Annotated in this window: 8 protein-coding genes; all 8 read left to right on the forward strand. The window is 43.1% G+C overall.

Annotation, left to right across the window (positions count from 1 at the left end; genetic code table 11):
* Positions 1-3: 3 nt before the first annotated feature.
* The 8 genes from ACEN82_RS08585 (at position 4) to ACEN82_RS08620 (ending at position 15,624) form a co-directional block, all read left to right on the forward strand.
* On the forward strand, positions 4-1,848 hold the full coding sequence (locus ACEN82_RS08585) for a RagB/SusD family nutrient uptake outer membrane protein (RefSeq protein WP_413319008.1): 1,845 nt from the start codon (positions 4-6) through the stop codon (positions 1,846-1,848).
* A 174-nt stretch (positions 1,849-2,022) separates the two neighbouring features.
* On the forward strand, positions 2,023-4,581 hold the full coding sequence (locus tag ACEN82_RS08590; protein ID WP_413319006.1) for a hypothetical protein: 2,559 nt from the start codon (positions 2,023-2,025) through the stop codon (positions 4,579-4,581).
* Between the two features lie 9 nt (positions 4,582-4,590).
* Positions 4,591-6,930: a hypothetical protein gene (locus ACEN82_RS08595; protein ID WP_413319004.1), complete on the forward strand. Its 2,340-nt coding sequence runs from the start codon at positions 4,591-4,593 to the stop codon at positions 6,928-6,930.
* Between the two features lie 4 nt (positions 6,931-6,934).
* Complete coding sequence (locus ACEN82_RS08600; protein ID WP_413319002.1) at positions 6,935-7,861, forward strand: metallophosphoesterase family protein; 927 nt, start codon at positions 6,935-6,937, stop codon at positions 7,859-7,861.
* A 96-nt stretch (positions 7,862-7,957) separates the two neighbouring features.
* Positions 7,958-10,150, forward strand: a complete 2,193-nt coding sequence (locus ACEN82_RS08605) for a hypothetical protein (protein WP_413319000.1) — start codon at positions 7,958-7,960, stop codon at positions 10,148-10,150.
* 91 nt (positions 10,151-10,241) lie between these two features.
* Positions 10,242-12,443, forward strand: a complete 2,202-nt coding sequence (locus tag ACEN82_RS08610; protein ID WP_413318998.1) for an alpha-galactosidase — start codon at positions 10,242-10,244, stop codon at positions 12,441-12,443.
* A gap of 95 nt (positions 12,444-12,538) precedes the next feature.
* Positions 12,539-14,668: a family 20 glycosylhydrolase gene (locus ACEN82_RS08615; protein WP_413318996.1), complete on the forward strand. Its 2,130-nt coding sequence runs from the start codon at positions 12,539-12,541 to the stop codon at positions 14,666-14,668.
* Between the two features lie 368 nt (positions 14,669-15,036).
* Entirely contained in the window at positions 15,037-15,624 is a 588-nt protein-coding gene (locus ACEN82_RS08620; RefSeq protein ID WP_413318994.1) for a TetR/AcrR family transcriptional regulator, read from the forward strand.
* Positions 15,625-15,657 lie beyond the last annotated feature (33 nt).

The following is a 15,657-nucleotide window of genomic DNA, read 5'->3' on the forward strand; positions in this document are numbered from 1 at the left end:
ATCATGAAACTTAAATTCAATATACTATTCGTTTTATTGGGGATAATTGCTTTAACAATATCCTGTAAAAAAGTATTTGACGTTGATCATCCGGGAGGCCCTATCACGCCGGAGCAGGAATGGGGCAGTCCCGATTTTGTAAAAGGATATGTAACCAATTTCTATAATATTTTACCTTCCTGGAACAGGAACGAAGAACTGGCCGGCGAAGCTTATTCTGGCGGCAGCGGCGGCAATGGCCTTAACTCTTTTCTTAAAGGCACTTATACAAGCCAAAGCGGTTACCCCGACAGGGTTTGGGACTGGGGAAGGGTAAGGTCTATCAATAACTTTTTTGCAAATATTGATAAAAGTAAATCTGTTTTATCTGATGCCGATTATAAAAGCCTGAAAGGTCAGGCATACTTCTTCCGCGCATATTTATACTACAGGATGGTAAAGGTATTAGGAGGGGTGCCGATCATTACCGCGGTTCAGGACCCAACAGCCGATATAAATACTTTACTGGTAAAAAGAAATTCATCACTTGAGTGTTTTGATTTTATTGGCAAACAGTTGGATAGCGCAATTAATTTATTGCCGGCTACCTGGGGTTCAAATGATATTGGCCGGGTTACCAAAGGCGCTGCTATGGCGGTAAAAGGCGAAGCCCTGTTATTAAAAGCAAGTCCTCTGTTTTGCAAAACACCTAATGCCACTTATTGGAATGATGCTTATAGTGCCTTGCTGGCCGCTAAAACTGAGTTAGATGCTGATGGTTATGGCTTATATACCGATAATACTGCAAAACCAAATGAAAACATGTGGTATGATAAGGCAGGGGCTGCTAAGGAAATGGTTTTGAGCTTACGTTACCATTATCCCGAAAAAACAAATGGCTTTCAACAAGGGCAAAGGCCTTTAACTGAAACCTCTGGCGCTGCAGGCTCCTGCGATCCTACCTGGGAAATGGTGCAGGCTTATCCCATGAAAAATGGTCTCCCAATTTCCGACCCGGCTTCGGGATATGACCCTACAGAGTTTTGGAAGGACAGGGATCCGCGCTTCTATCAAACAATTGTATATAATGGCGCCAGGTACGACTTTGCGGATATTACACCACGTGTGCAGTGGATTTTTAACACGATAGCCGGGGATGATGCCTACAAAGCCACACCCAATTATAATATCACTGGTTTTTATTGCCGTAAGGGGATTGATACCACATTGGGTTCAAGTGTTTGGAACCGCCAGGCTTTTGATTGGCCTATCATCAGGTATGCTGAGGTTTTACTTAACCTTGCCGAGGCTGCTAATGAAGTTCAGCACCCGGCTGAAGCGAGGGCCTATATTATTCAAATCCGCCAAAGGGCCCATATATCAGCAGGAGCAGGAAATTATGGATTGGCTGCATCGGTTGGCTCTGATTATCAGGTCACATTGAACGCTGTTATGACCGAACGCGCTATAGAGTTTGCTTTTGAAGGAAAACGATTTTGGGATTTAAGGCGCAGGCGGATGTTTAATGTATTAAATAGCATGGGTACGCTGCACGCTTACGGGCCGTACTTTAACAGTGCGGCTGCATCCACTCAGTATGGTATTAATATTACGCAAAGTAATAGCGGGATTGCCGCACAGCTTTCTAACCTGATAGTAAATTCACCGGCATCGTTTGATCGTAACGCTTTTCTTAAGGCTATTACCAATTACAAGTATGAGCCGATAGATCCTGGTGCCACCAGTCAAATCAATATACCCGATGCCTATTATTTCGGCCCTATTGATCCGCAGTATATTTTACAAAACAAAAATCTGCAGCAAAATATAGGATGGGATGGCGGAACATTTAATCCGGTGATACAATAGGTGCTGAATGTGTTTTATTTTTTAAGTGTACTTCCGGTAATGAGACTACCTGAGGTTTAGTTGAAGAGGCGTCCCTGTATGGTGGTACAGGGCGCCCTCTTTTGTCATTGATCAGAAAGCGGTGCTTAGAAATTGGAAATGCTTTTTAGTTGATTATATATGAGTTTTTATAACATGATAAATAAATTGAACACAGGTTTTTTAGTTCTCCTGGCGTTCAGTATGATGCTGGTAATTCACCCGCAGGCAAATGCGCAAACCATAACTTTAAACACAAAATTTGTTACGCTTAGTATAAACAAACGTGGGTTTATCACCAGCATTAAGGATAAATCATCCCATAAAGAATATTGCCCTGCCGGTAAAGTTTCTGCATTGCTTAGTCTGTACAAAGGCGAAAACTATATACTGCCGGTAGCTGCTGCATTTAATACGCTCAATAAGCGCATAACGCTACGCTATCCTAATGGCTCGGTGGCAACGGTGCAAACTGATGAAAAAGGGGAGTATGTACGGCTGAAACTGGTATCGCTTAAGCCACGCAACGGGGTTGACAATATCGTTTGGGGCCCTTATAAATTAACTATCTCTAAAACAATAGGAGATATCCTGGGCGTAGTAAGAGATGATGATTTCGCATTTGGGATACTTGGTTTAAATGATAATACCACCAGCGGCCCCCCAACAGGAGGCGACATGTCTTTCATGTACTATTTTATTCATTCGCCTGATCCACTGAAATACCCCTTGCCGCCAAATCTTAAAGAAGGTCAAACTTTCACAATAGGCGGAGATGGCATAAATGACGTGGCGTTTTATTCACATCCGGAAGAGTATTACCGGATGAACTACGGAAACGGGGCAAGACTTGAGCCCGCTTTTGGTTCTACAGTTTGCATGCATTCAAGAGACCGGAGAAAAGAACAGATGATACGCTTCCCGGTGTTGCCCGATAATTTGGATGGGAAGGTAAATTCGGCCAGGTACCAGTTGGTGCCGCCGGTTAATGCCGATTACATCGGATCGTCGGTTGCTTTGCTTGCCTGCCCCGATTCTGTCGGGCTCCGCACTATCGAACAAATAGTTTTAAAGGAAGGGCTGCCGCATCCCGAAATTGATGGTCAATGGATCAAAGACCCTAAAGCATACCGCCCTGATATCGCCTGGCATGGCGCTCATGACAGCCTGGTCACCTATGCGCATCAATTAGCCATCAAAGGCGTACAGGATGAAGGATGGGGCGAATATTATCCCAACCCACAAAATCGGTGGACCAATAGAAAAATAAATTTCAATAACGCAGATCCCATGAACATTCCAGACTATGGCGCATTGATGAAGAAAAATGGGATCAGGTATGGACTGCATACTCTGTGTGAGTTTCTGCAGCCTGAGAATAACAGCGATGTGGCCCCGGTACCGAGCGATAGCCTGGCCATTATGCAACGCACTTCCATAACCAAAAATCTTACTGATCAGGACACTGTTATAACGGTGGCCGACAGGGCCTATTTCAACGAGTTCGGCGGATGGGAAGGTAACCATACCAATGTACTGAAAATAAGTAAGGAACTTATAGAATACAATGGCATTAGCGAGAGCAAGCCTTACACCTTTTTACATATCAAAAGGGGGCTTTATGGAACCAAAAGAGGTTCCTATAGAAAGGGTACTACAATAGTAAAGCTGCAGCCTAACTGCTATCGTGGTTTTGTTCCGGATATGAATTTGCAAAAAGTATATGCAGATTATTATGGCAAGTGGCTCACAGAAGGAGGGATGGATTATATTGATTTTGATGGTTTAGAGAGCTGTATATACCAGGGGCAGGGACAGTACTCCTTTAAACAGTTTTTCAGGAAATTATTTGATAGCTACGCAAAAAATGGAGGTGATTATCTCCGCGTAATGGGGAGCGCGGTTTATGAAGGCAACTGGCATTATATGAGCGTTTGCAATGTTGGCGGCGGTAATAATATGTTTAATCCGGTATTGAACCAATGGGGAATAGAGGGGAAAGATATGCGATATGTTTTTGAAAGCAGTTATTTACCTGCAACATTCGGAATAGTTGATTTGCACAGTGATTGGAGTTTATACGATGCTGAAAACCTGGAAGCCAAATCAATAGGATGGAACGCAACCTACATGCTTGGTTTGAGCCAGCATGCCGTTGAAAATTGCCCGGAAAAGAATAACATTTTCAAGGCATACCGCGCCTGGGAAAATGCCAGGGCATTGAATATTTTCACCAAAACAGTAAAAGAGCGTTTAAAAGATTTAAACTATAAATTTCACCTGGTGCAAAACGGCGAAAAGTCTTTCGTTTTATATCCTGTACGTGAAACCCGCTTTCCTGACCAGCAATACACTATCGAAAAAAATACCTGCCGGTTAAATAATGAATTTGATGCGCAGCCGCTGGATTGTGCGATACGGATATCATCTGCCGAAAAAGATGGGTATGCTGATGGCATCAGGATCACTTTTCAGGACGGTACAGAACTTTCAATCGACAAAAAAATTACCAATGGTGAATTTATCATCCTGAAGGATAATGCGTGCTATGTAGCGGATAAGAACAGAAAGAAGATCGCTGAAATTCCAGCTCAGGGCAATTTGACACTTCCGCATGGGGCATCGTCAATCCAGGTTAGCGCCCTGCATAACAGCAATCAAAAAGTAAATATGGAACTGCTGGTTTCATCTGTAGGACCGGGTATAGCACTTTGATAATTTAATATGAATTTTAACAAAAAAAACTGCCTTTCCGCATTCATAATTTGTACATGTTTATTAGGCATTGCCCATGCCCAGGGAGCAAAAAAGCTTATAACCCCAGATTTTTTAAAAGCTGTGCATGGAAATATGCGTGTAAGCGCTATCCAATATGAGGGTACCAAAGCATTAAATAAATTTGTGTTCGGGAACAACAGCCTCACAACTGACAGTGCCCAGTGGTCGCTTAACTTAACCGCAAAACAGGGTGCAAGCGCCGGGATACTGGATATCACCGCCGATATTAAGTTAAAAGAAGGCCATGCAGCTGCCACGGCCCTGGAGGTATCTTTTGACTTCAGCCGCTGGAGCAGGAAGAATTACGTTATGATGCCTGCAAGTATGTATAACGGGAACAGGTATCCTGCTATTGGCAACGGGTACAATCCCCCCTACACCAGGGATATGTACTATAACCCCCAAGTACTGCTAACAATTTCAAACAACCCCAGGTTATCCGCAGAACCCGATAAAGCATCGCTGGTGCAGTTACAAACCGGCAATGCAGCAACGCCTGCAATGTGCTTTTTTTCACCATTATTAAAGAAAGGTTTTATCCTGTTGTCCACCCAGCAGACCCAGTTGGGCAATAGTGGCCTTACCATTGCAGAAAATACAAAACAAGATAGTTGCAGCTTTAGCATTTCGGCACCGGCGGTGCGCAGACTGGCGCCCGGGTTTGGGGATTTTCATGAAAGTGGTGATAAAGCACGCGACTGGAAACCCGGCGACCATGTAACCATTGCGATGAGGTTATATGTATTTGATGCCGGCAGCATTCCTGATTTGCTTACGAAGTTTATGCAGGTACGTAAGGATATAACCGGGCCAAATAGTCCCCGCAATATATTACCTATGAGTAAGTTACTTGCAGTAGGTTCGGCAATATGCAGCGGTAATTTTATACATGTTCCTGCCGGTAGTTATTACAAGCCCGAAAATAATGACGATTTTCAGTTGGGTTGGGTGAGCGGTATGATGAATACCTATCCTATGCTGGCGCTTAATAATGCAAAAGAACGTGAGCGGGTGGCGGGGGAGATCGACTTTGTTGTGAATAAACTTCAGGGGAAAAGCGGCTTTTTTTATGGCGGAATCGAAGCAAATGGCCGCCTCCTTTTTGAAAAAATGCACCCTGATTTTCCGGAAGGCCAGGCTATGGTACGCAAAAACAGTGACGCTTTATTGTGGCTGATGAAACATCTGTTGCTGTTGAAAGCGCAGGGTTTTGGAAATATAATTAAGCCGGAATGGGAGTCGGCCGCGAAAAAACTGGCCGAAGCTTTTACTAACACCTGGAAAAGATACGGCGAGTTTGGGCAGTACATCGTACCCGAAACTGGCGAGATAGCCGTATTTAACTCCACGGCGGGAGCGATAGCGCCCGGCGGATTGGCCATTGCTTCAAATTATTTTAACCACCCGGAGTGGCTTGGAGTAGCCAGGGAAGCAGCGAATTATTATTACCAACGGGATGTGGTAAACCAGGGCCTCACCGGCGGCGATTGCGGGGATATTAGCATGGATGCTAATTCAGAATCGGCATTTGGTTTTTTAGAATCATTGATGGCCTTATATAACGTTACCGGCGATAAAAGCTGGTTGCAAAAAGCTGAGGTAGAAGCCGCGCTTTGTTCAACCTGGGTATTGTCCTATGATCCTGTTTTTCCATCCGGCAGCCAGATCGCGAAGTTGAACTGCCATATGGCCGGGGCAGTTTGGGCCAGCATTCAAAATAAACATTCGGCTCCGGGTATTTGTGAAGCCTCTGGCGATTACCTGTTTAAATTATACCGTGCAACGGGTAACAAATTATATGCAGATTTAATAAAGGATATTCAACATGCGCACGCCGAAGCAGTAAACATGCCAGGTCATTATACTACCAACAACCTTATCGGATCGAGCATGGAACGGATTCAGCCCAGTGACGCCGAAGGCCGGGGCAGTGTTGGCAATTTCATAAATACACGGAATTCGTGGACGGAAACGAACGGCATGTTAATGGCCATTGAACTGCCTGGAATTTATCTTCAGACAGATAAGGGGAAGCTCCTGGTTTTTGATCATGTGGCTGCCGCTGTTTTGAAGAAGGATAAGAAATCGACCACACTGCTGGTGAGCAACAACACCGGTTATGATGCCAACGTAGCCATTTTTGCAGAAAGCAGTGCGCAGGCGCAGAGGCCGCTTCCATATACAGCGTTTTTACATTGGCCTAAAGTGATGGTAAAAGCAGGGCAAAAAGTACAGCTGCAAATCACAGCCGGCAACAAAATTTTGGCCGTTAAAACACTCAACTAAAAATATGACAAACACTGTCGACTCAAAAAAAAGGCGGGACCTGGTAAAGGGGATAGGGCTGCTCGCCATATCATTGCCATTGGGGGTAAAACGCGAACCGAATGTTTTGGCCGCGCCGCATGAAAAGAAACGGGTATTACGGGTAGCGCATATTACAGATGTACATATTCGCCCCGAATACAATGCCCCGGAACGTTTCGGGCGCTGCATTGAAGAAATAAAGAAACATAAGGTCGATTTTTTTCTAAACGGAGGTGATTCCATATTCGCTGCCGACTACAATAACATTACCCGTGAACGGGTCAACGAACAGTGGGCGATATGGAAAAACGCTCGTGAAAGATTTAAGGGATATGAAGTATACAGTTGTTTGGGCAATCATGATATGTGGTGGGCTTGCCCTGACAAATCCGACAGCATGTATGGCAAACCGCATGTAATAGCTCAACTTGAAATGCCGGGCCGCTTTTACAGTTTTGAAAAGCATGGGTGGCATTTTATCATTCTCGACAGCAATAATGATAATGCAGGTTCATTAGATGCTGAACAGCGAAAATGGCTGGAGAACGACCTGGCGTCACTGCGGCGCGGCACGCCTGTTTTGTGTATGAGCCATTACCCGATTTTGGGCGTAAGCACCATAATGGAAGGAGGCAACCATACAGATGCGAGATATATCACTAATTTATTTAATAAACACCGGGACAAAACAATCACTTGTATAAGCGGCCATATCCATTTACTTGATGAGGCTGGTTATGATGGTGTTCGCTACTATTGTAACGGCGCCTTAAGTGGATTTTGGTGGGAAGACGGCGATAGAGATTCGGCGGCTAAATGTTATTACCGCGAAACACCTCCCGGCTATGCCATATTGGATTTATTTGAGGACGGAAGTATAAGCAATCGCTATTATCCGCATTCGTTCTGATATAATTGGCGGGTATAGCCAGCGCAGGTAGTGTTGACAGGAAGTCGGACTCACGCAATTTCAAAAAACAATTTCAATAATCAAACAGACTAAATTATGTTAAAGAAAAATATATTGCTGGTTATTTGTGTCTTGATGGCGAACTTTTTATTCGCTCAAACCACATTTCAAACAAAGTGGCTAAAGATAAACATCAATAAAAGCGGTTTTGTTACAAATGTTTTAGCAATTCAAAGCCAAAAGGAATATTCGCCCAAAAGATATACGTCGCCATTCATGTCATTGTATGCCGGGAAGGAAAAAACATACGAGCCTGTATCATTTTCTTATAATCAACAAAACAGGAGGATAAAGCTTGTATTTTCCAACGGTTCTACAGCGAGCGTTGAAGTAACCGATAAAAAGGACTATCTGCGATTCACTCTGCTTTCATTAACTAAACGCAGTAATATTACAAATATCGTTTGGGGGCCATATAAAACAACTATCTCAAAATATATTGGCGATATGCTTGGTGTGGTGCACGATGGCAATTTTGCTTTTGGCATTTTTTCGTTGAAGGATAATACTACCGGCGGCTTGCCCTGCGAGGGCGATTTATCGCAGGGGTATTATTACATTCACACTAACGATCCGGTTGCAAATCCATTGCCTGCGGGCTTACACGAAGGGCAGCGCTTCCGTTTTGGTGGCGATGGTATCAACGATATAGCTATGTCTTCGCAGGCGGAAGACTATTATAAAACCAATAGCGGGATAGCTGCACAGCTTGCGCCCGATTATGGTTCATATGTGGCTTTGCAATCAAGAGACAGAAGAATGAGGCATTTGGATTTTATTACCCTTCTGCCAGGATATGAACGCATGAATCTGCCGCGCCATCAATGGGTAGATGCTATTCCCGTTGATTTTATCGGTTCGTCCGTCGCAATGTACGCCTGCCCAGATACTGCCGTAATTGCAATGCTGAAAAAAATTACGAAGAGTGAAAAACTGCCTTACATAACTACTTTGGATAATAAATGGATTCGCGACCCAAAATCATTCAAAGCTGATTTGGCATGGAATGGCCGGCAGGATAGCCTGGTGAGCTATGCAAGGCAACTTGGCGTATATAGTGTACAGGATGAGGGTTTTGGAGAATATTACCCTAACCCTGCCGACCGCTGGGGCTCGAAGAGAATTATGGTCAATCATCAAAAAATCTCCGTCGCTGATTTTACAAAACAAACCAACGCACACAATATTGCTTATGGTCTGCATACGCTGTGCGAATTTTTGCAGCCCAATTGCAGTGATGTTTCACCCGTTCCGAGTGATAGTTTAGAGACATTATATTCAACCTGGCTTGCAAAAGGTATTTCTGCTGCTGATACAATTATCAGGGTAACAGATACAACCTTTTTAAATGAATACGGTGGCTGGGAAGGCAATCATACCAATGTTTTGAAATTGGGCAAGGAACTGATTGAATATAATGGCGTGACCACCACGCAGCCTTATACCTTGTTGCATGTAAAACGCGGATTTTATAATACACACACAGCTGCCCATTCTGCCGGTGAGCGGATAGATAAGCTGCAGCCCAATTGCTATCATGGCTTTGCACCCAATATCGCTTTGCAGGATAAGTATGCAGAATATTATGCCAAATTCCTGGTCGACGGCGGTATGAACTACATTGATTTTGACGGATTGGAAAGCTGCGCATACCAGGCGCAGGGAACTTATTCTGAAAAACGTTTTTACAGAAAACTGTTCGATGCGTATCATCGTTTGGGCGGAAAGTATTTAAGAGTAATGGGTTCGGGCATTTCAGAAGGCGGCTGGCTGTTTATGAGTACCAATAATGTGGGCGGCGATAGCAATATGTATAACCCCGTTACCGATGCCTGGGGCATTGAAGGGAAAGATATTCGAAACGGAAGCCAGAGCAATTATTTACCCTGCACTTTTGGTATCCAAAATTTTTCTTCAAGCTGGACGTATTTGCAGGCTGATAATCTCCAGTCGCGTGCTATCGGTTGGGATGCAATGTTTATGCTGGGTTTAAATGAGAGTAATGTTGAAAAATGCAAAGACAAATCTGCTTTCTTCGCAACTTTCAGCGCCTGGGAACATGCAAGAAATGCCGGTGTTTTTTCATCTGCCATGAAGAAAGAATTGCGAAATCCCGATAAACGCTGGCATTTAACAGAGGTGAAGAAAAATACATGGTCGTTGCAAGAGACAGACGCACGGGGGAATAAGGCCGGCGAAGCAATCACTCTTAAAAAAGATAAAGAATAACAAAAGCCATTTCCTGTTTGAATGCAGAAAGGCCTGAAAAACCAATAGATTGGGTAGAAATGAAAAGATTAACCAAGTTGAAAAGAAATAAATGAAAAGAAAGCTGTTTTTTTCGACGATTGCTTTTTGGGGCATCATCAATATCGCCAGTGCACAAGAAGCGATTAATAAATTACCTGTCTGGAAAGAAAATGACAGGCAGGTAATTTCTCAGGATTGGCTGGTAAACCCGGTTCGGCAAAAAGCCGATGTTTATACTGATGGTAAAAACATTATTTTGAGCAATGGTTTGGTAAAAAGAACCTTCCGGATTCAACAAAATGTGGCCTGCATTGATTACAGCAATATGAGCAACGGTCAGCAATTGCTGAGGGCTGTAAAGCCCGAAGCAAAGTTAACCGTTGATGGCAGGGAATATAATATCGGAGGCCTTTACGGGCAAAAGGAGAATGCCTATCTGCTGCCCGAATGGGTTAGCGGATTCAAGGGCAATGAAAATGATTTTCAGTTTCAATCCTTTTCGGTAACGGATATTCCTCCCTACATCCGCTGGAAACCGCGGGGATGGGCACTGAATACTGTTCCCGGCTCGGGTAAAATGCTGTCATTTGCCTATAAATCAAATGTTGACGGTTTAAAAGATCTGCTTGTTACTGTACATTATGAACTGTATAATAACATTCCTCTTATTGTAAAATGGCTTTCGGTTGAGAATAAAGGAAATAAAGCTATAATGTTAAATAGAGTAATCAATGAGGTGCTTGCAACGGTAGAGGAGGAAAGTGCCGTAGTTGGTTCGCCGGCTCAGATGGAAAAACAGCACGGCCTTTATCTGGAGACTAATTATGCCTTCAATAACTCTATGCGATATGACATCAGCGACCAAACTACGCATTGGAAAGCCGATAGTAATTATACATCACAGGTAAATTATAATTATCAAACCCCGTGTTTATTAGAAGTATACCCGGAAAAGGCTACTGGTATAGCGTTGGGAAAGGGGCAGGTTTTTAACTCGGTTCGTACTTATGAGTTACTGATGGATAGCTATGACCGCGAAAGGCGGGGATTGGCTATCAGGAAAATGTACAGCACTATAGCTCCATGGACAACAGAAAACCCCATCTTTATGCACCTCGTAAGCCGTAATGATGAAGACGTAAAAAAGGCTATAGACCAATGTGTGGCGACAGGGTATGAAGCCCTGATCCTCAGCTTTGGAAGCCATTGCAATATGGAAGACAGCTCGGCTGTCAACATACAACGCTGGAAAACACTGTCAAATTATGCGCATAGTAAACACATCCTGATAGGGGGCTATTCTTTATTTAGTTCGAGGCGGATCAGCGATGAAGATGATGTGATCGATCCGGTAACAAAAAAGCCGGATGCCGCTGCTTTCTTTGGAAATGCCCCTTGTTTGGGCAGCAAATGGGGCCTGGCTTATCTGGATAAGTTAAAATATTTTATTAGTAAAACCGGGTTCGATATTTTTGAAAATGACGGCCCTTATCCCGGCGACGTTTGCGCATCAACTACACATCCCGGCCATAAAAACCTGGATGATAGCCAATGGCAGCAAATGGAACTGCAAAAAGGTTTATATCATTGGTGTAACGAGCATGGTGTTTATGTGAACGCTCCCGACTGGTATTTTTTGGATGGCACCAATAAAATTGCCTTAGGCTATCGGGAAGTTAATTTTTCTTTGCCGCGTGATCAGCAAATGATCCTGAACCGTCAGAATATTTTTGATGGTACCTGGGAAAAGACCCCTGCCATGGGCTGGGGATTTGTACCACTTACCCGGTATCAGGGCGGTGGCCCCGAGGCCGTGCTGGAACCGCTTTCGGATCATTTGAAAGATTATGAACAATTGATGGTGCAATATTACGGGGCGGGAGTCCAGGCCTGTTACCGCGGACCAAGATTGTATGATACCGAAGCTACCCGGAAGATGGTGGTTAATGTCATTGACTGGTATAAAAAATATCGCAGCATCCTTAACTCCGATATTATCCATCTTCGCCGGGCCGATGGCAGGGACTGGGATGGTTTGCTGCACGTGAATCCGAAACTGGGTACAAAAGGAATGATCATGCTTTACAACCCGCTTAAAGTTGCGATTACAAGAACCATTAAGGTACCCCTGTACTACACAGGTTTAACAAGTTCGGCCCAGCTCAGGGAAAAGGGAGGGATAGCTAAAAAGTATCCTGTTGACAGGAAATATGAGATCACGCTAACCTTCAACATAGCGCCCGAGAGTTATACATGGTTTACTATTGAATAAATGGCTACGGATATGGTTAAAACCACCGGAGAAGCGACAAATTACCTCTCCAGTTTTCTCAATTGTTATTTATAACCTCATCGAAATTTATTTGAATGATCTCAACAAAAAAATTAATCACGTACATCACGTTCTTTGTTTTAATACAATCGGGCCTGTACGCCCAGGTGAATAATATTGCGCCGAATATTATACCGGCGGTTCATCAGTGGCAGGCAGGTAGCGGCAGTTTTATTATCAGTGCTGCTACTGAATTTAAATTTAAGCCATCTGTTTCAACACAAAAAACCGTTGCGATCTTCCTTGAAGACCTGGCTGCGTTGCGGGGCAGCGAGCGGCAATCCGGGTTGCAGGCAAAAGGAGGGAAGAATTATATTGTCATAAAAATCAAACCCCAGCGTCACTTAACTCAAGTCCAAAGGGAATCTTATCACCTGGAAATCAAACCGGATAAGGTTATTATAAAGGCAATGGATGAGGCAGGTGTTTTTTACGCTACCCGGACTTTGTTGCAGTTAATTGAACAGAGCACCGATAAGCAAAGTATTCCTTGTTATACTATTTCAGATATCCCTGCCTATCCTTTTAGGGGATTTATGCTGGATGTTGGGCGGAAATTTTTCCCGGTATCGCAGCTGAAAGATTACATATGCCGCATGAGCTGGTATAAAATGAATCAATTACAATTACATTTAAACGATCAGGCTTTTCACGGCCAGCATTATGCAGCTTTCAGGGTCGAAAGTAAAACATATCCTCAGCTGACATCAACAGGTGGATTTTACACACAGCAGGAAATCAGGGAATTGATACAATACGCCGCAGATCGTGGCATAAATATTATCCCTGAAATTGATGCGCCCGCCCATGCCATGAGTATTTTGGATATTGCCCCCGAGCTAAAAAATGAAAAGTTGCAGGACGGGCAACTGGATGTATTAAATCCCAAAACCACCGCCATGATGGAAAAGATCTTCGATGAATTTGTGCCGTTATTTCCATCGCCCTATTTCCATATCGGAACTGACGAATACAGATTTAAAAAGGCTACTACGACAGAAGACCGTAAGACTTTTGCAGCAGGCTTTTGTAACTATATCAATCATTTCAACAGATACATAGGTGCTAAAGGGAAAAAAGTAATGATATGGTCCGGATACAACGAAATGCCGGGATTTACCCCTATTGATAGCAATATAATGATTGATATGTGGTTGGGCAATAACGCCAAAGAAGAGATTAAAGCAGGACACCAGGTGGTACAATCAACTGACGGATGGCTGTATATTGTTCCGGGTACAAATTACTATGGCGTAGATAATAAGTTTTTGTACGAAAAATGGGCACCGAATGATTTCGGGCCAAACCAGCAGCTAAACCCGTGCGAACCTGATTTGTTAGGGGCGAAGCTGCATGTATGGAATGATCTTGGGCCAATGGGTTTTACCTATCATGAAACGGCAGACGAGGTTGCGGTGGCTTTACCCGTAATGGCCGAAAAACTATGGGGCAATAAAATGTCACCCACTTTTGATGAATTTACAAAGAGAGTTGATGGCCTGAAAAACGTACCACAAGTAAATGATACAAGGCTACTGGATGCTTACAAAAACAGTGATCCAATCATTGACGTCGATTTCATAGAAAATACTTTACCCGACGCTGTAAATAAACACCTAATAAAACCGTTAACCGGTTATGAGTCAAAATCTGTATTGGCGCTTGATGGGCATGATTTTGTTCGGCTAAACTTACCAGCCGACGAGTTAGAACAACCCTGGACACTGAGCTTCCGGGTTAAAAAAACAGATACCCGCGATACAACGACGGTACTGTTCGAATCGCCCTACGGAACAATTTTCCTGAACCTTAAAGATAAAAAATCGGGCAAGACCGGTTTAGGTATCGCCCGGACTGTTGGCTATAAAGAGTACGCAGGTGAGGGTGAAGATTTTTACCGGCAGGTATTTAATAGCATTGTCCCTGTAAATAAATGGACGCAGATAACCTTGACCGGCGGGCATAACAACTGTACTTTGTATATCGATGGCAAAGAGACAGAGTCAGTCGAAAAGCAATTCGTTTGTCCGCTAAAAACAATAGGCAGCAGCTGCGGCCATCTTTCAGCTTCAGCGTTTTTAACTAATATAAAAGTATTCGGCCGAATATTGAACAGAGATGAAATAATGACATTGTATTTAAATGCTAAGCTATTAATCGATTAATTAAAGAAAATAGGTTACGATTCCAAATAGCTGGTATTGATTGTACATAACCGGCCGTTTTAATTTGATGATAAAGTAGAACGAAATACGGCTTACTATTGGCCTGGGTGTACAAAAAATGAGCCTCTGATGCTAAATTGGCTTTCCTTATACGCAAGTTATTCAAACAGTGCGAAGATTAAAACAACTATTAACCCTTTTGTTGCACCGATGATGGTTTAATTGAAAACGGCTTAGAAATTTTAAAAACAGCTTGCAAAAAAAGAGTTCGCCAATTAGCAGCATGCAAAAGTCATTGAAATAACATAAGCGAAATTTTTTATTAATAAATTTTATTTGAGACCGAAAGGTCTCTATATTGTGTTGTCATGAAAAAAGGAGAAAGCACCCGGCAACGTATAATTGAGGAAGCCGCAATGATATTTAACAAAAAAGGTATTGCCGGCACATCTGTCAGCGATATTATGGAAGCTACAAAACTGGCGAAAGGAGGCATATACCGGCAATTTGAAAATAAAGAGGCAATTGTGATGGAAGCTTTTAATTTCCTTTCGAAAAGACTGATTAATGCGATCGATGACAAGATTAAAAGCCAAACCAGTGCAAAGAATAAATTATTTGCAGTGCTTGATCTTTATCATGACCGTTTATCGCTTGCAAAAAACGGAGGATGCCCATTATTAAATTTTGGCGTGGAAACTGACGATACCGATCACGTTATCAGGGATCGCGTTGCACTTGGCATCAAATCAATACAGGATAGATTTGCCCGAATAATTTCAGAGGGTATACAAACAGGTGAATTTAAAAAGCATATTGACCCACATGAATTTGGTATATATATGTTTAATTTATTGGAAGGCACGATACTTACCAGCCGGGTGTTTTCTAATAAAGGCCAAATGAAAATGGTTACTGACATGCTCAGGAGCGAAGTCCTGAGCTTTTTGGAATAAATTTTTTTGATATTATTGAGACCCTTTGGTCTC

The sequence above is a fragment of the Mucilaginibacter sp. Mucisp73 genome (assembly GCF_059491465.1).

Coding starts and splice junctions, on each gene's coding strand:
- ACEN82_RS08605 (WP_413319000.1), top strand. CDS start 7,958: ATGTTAAAGAAAAATATATTGCTGGTTATTTGTGTCTTGATGGCGAAC.
- ACEN82_RS08585 (WP_413319008.1), top strand. CDS start 4: ATGAAACTTAAATTCAATATACTATTCGTTTTATTGGGGATAATTGCT.
- ACEN82_RS08610 (WP_413318998.1), top strand. CDS start 10,242: ATGAAAAGAAAGCTGTTTTTTTCGACGATTGCTTTTTGGGGCATCATC.
- ACEN82_RS08600 (WP_413319002.1), top strand. CDS start 6,935: ATGACAAACACTGTCGACTCAAAAAAAAGGCGGGACCTGGTAAAGGGG.
- ACEN82_RS08620 (WP_413318994.1), top strand. CDS start 15,037: ATGAAAAAAGGAGAAAGCACCCGGCAACGTATAATTGAGGAAGCCGCA.
- ACEN82_RS08615 (WP_413318996.1), top strand. CDS start 12,539: ATGATCTCAACAAAAAAATTAATCACGTACATCACGTTCTTTGTTTTA.
- ACEN82_RS08590 (WP_413319006.1), top strand. CDS start 2,023: ATGATAAATAAATTGAACACAGGTTTTTTAGTTCTCCTGGCGTTCAGT.
- ACEN82_RS08595 (WP_413319004.1), top strand. CDS start 4,591: ATGAATTTTAACAAAAAAAACTGCCTTTCCGCATTCATAATTTGTACA.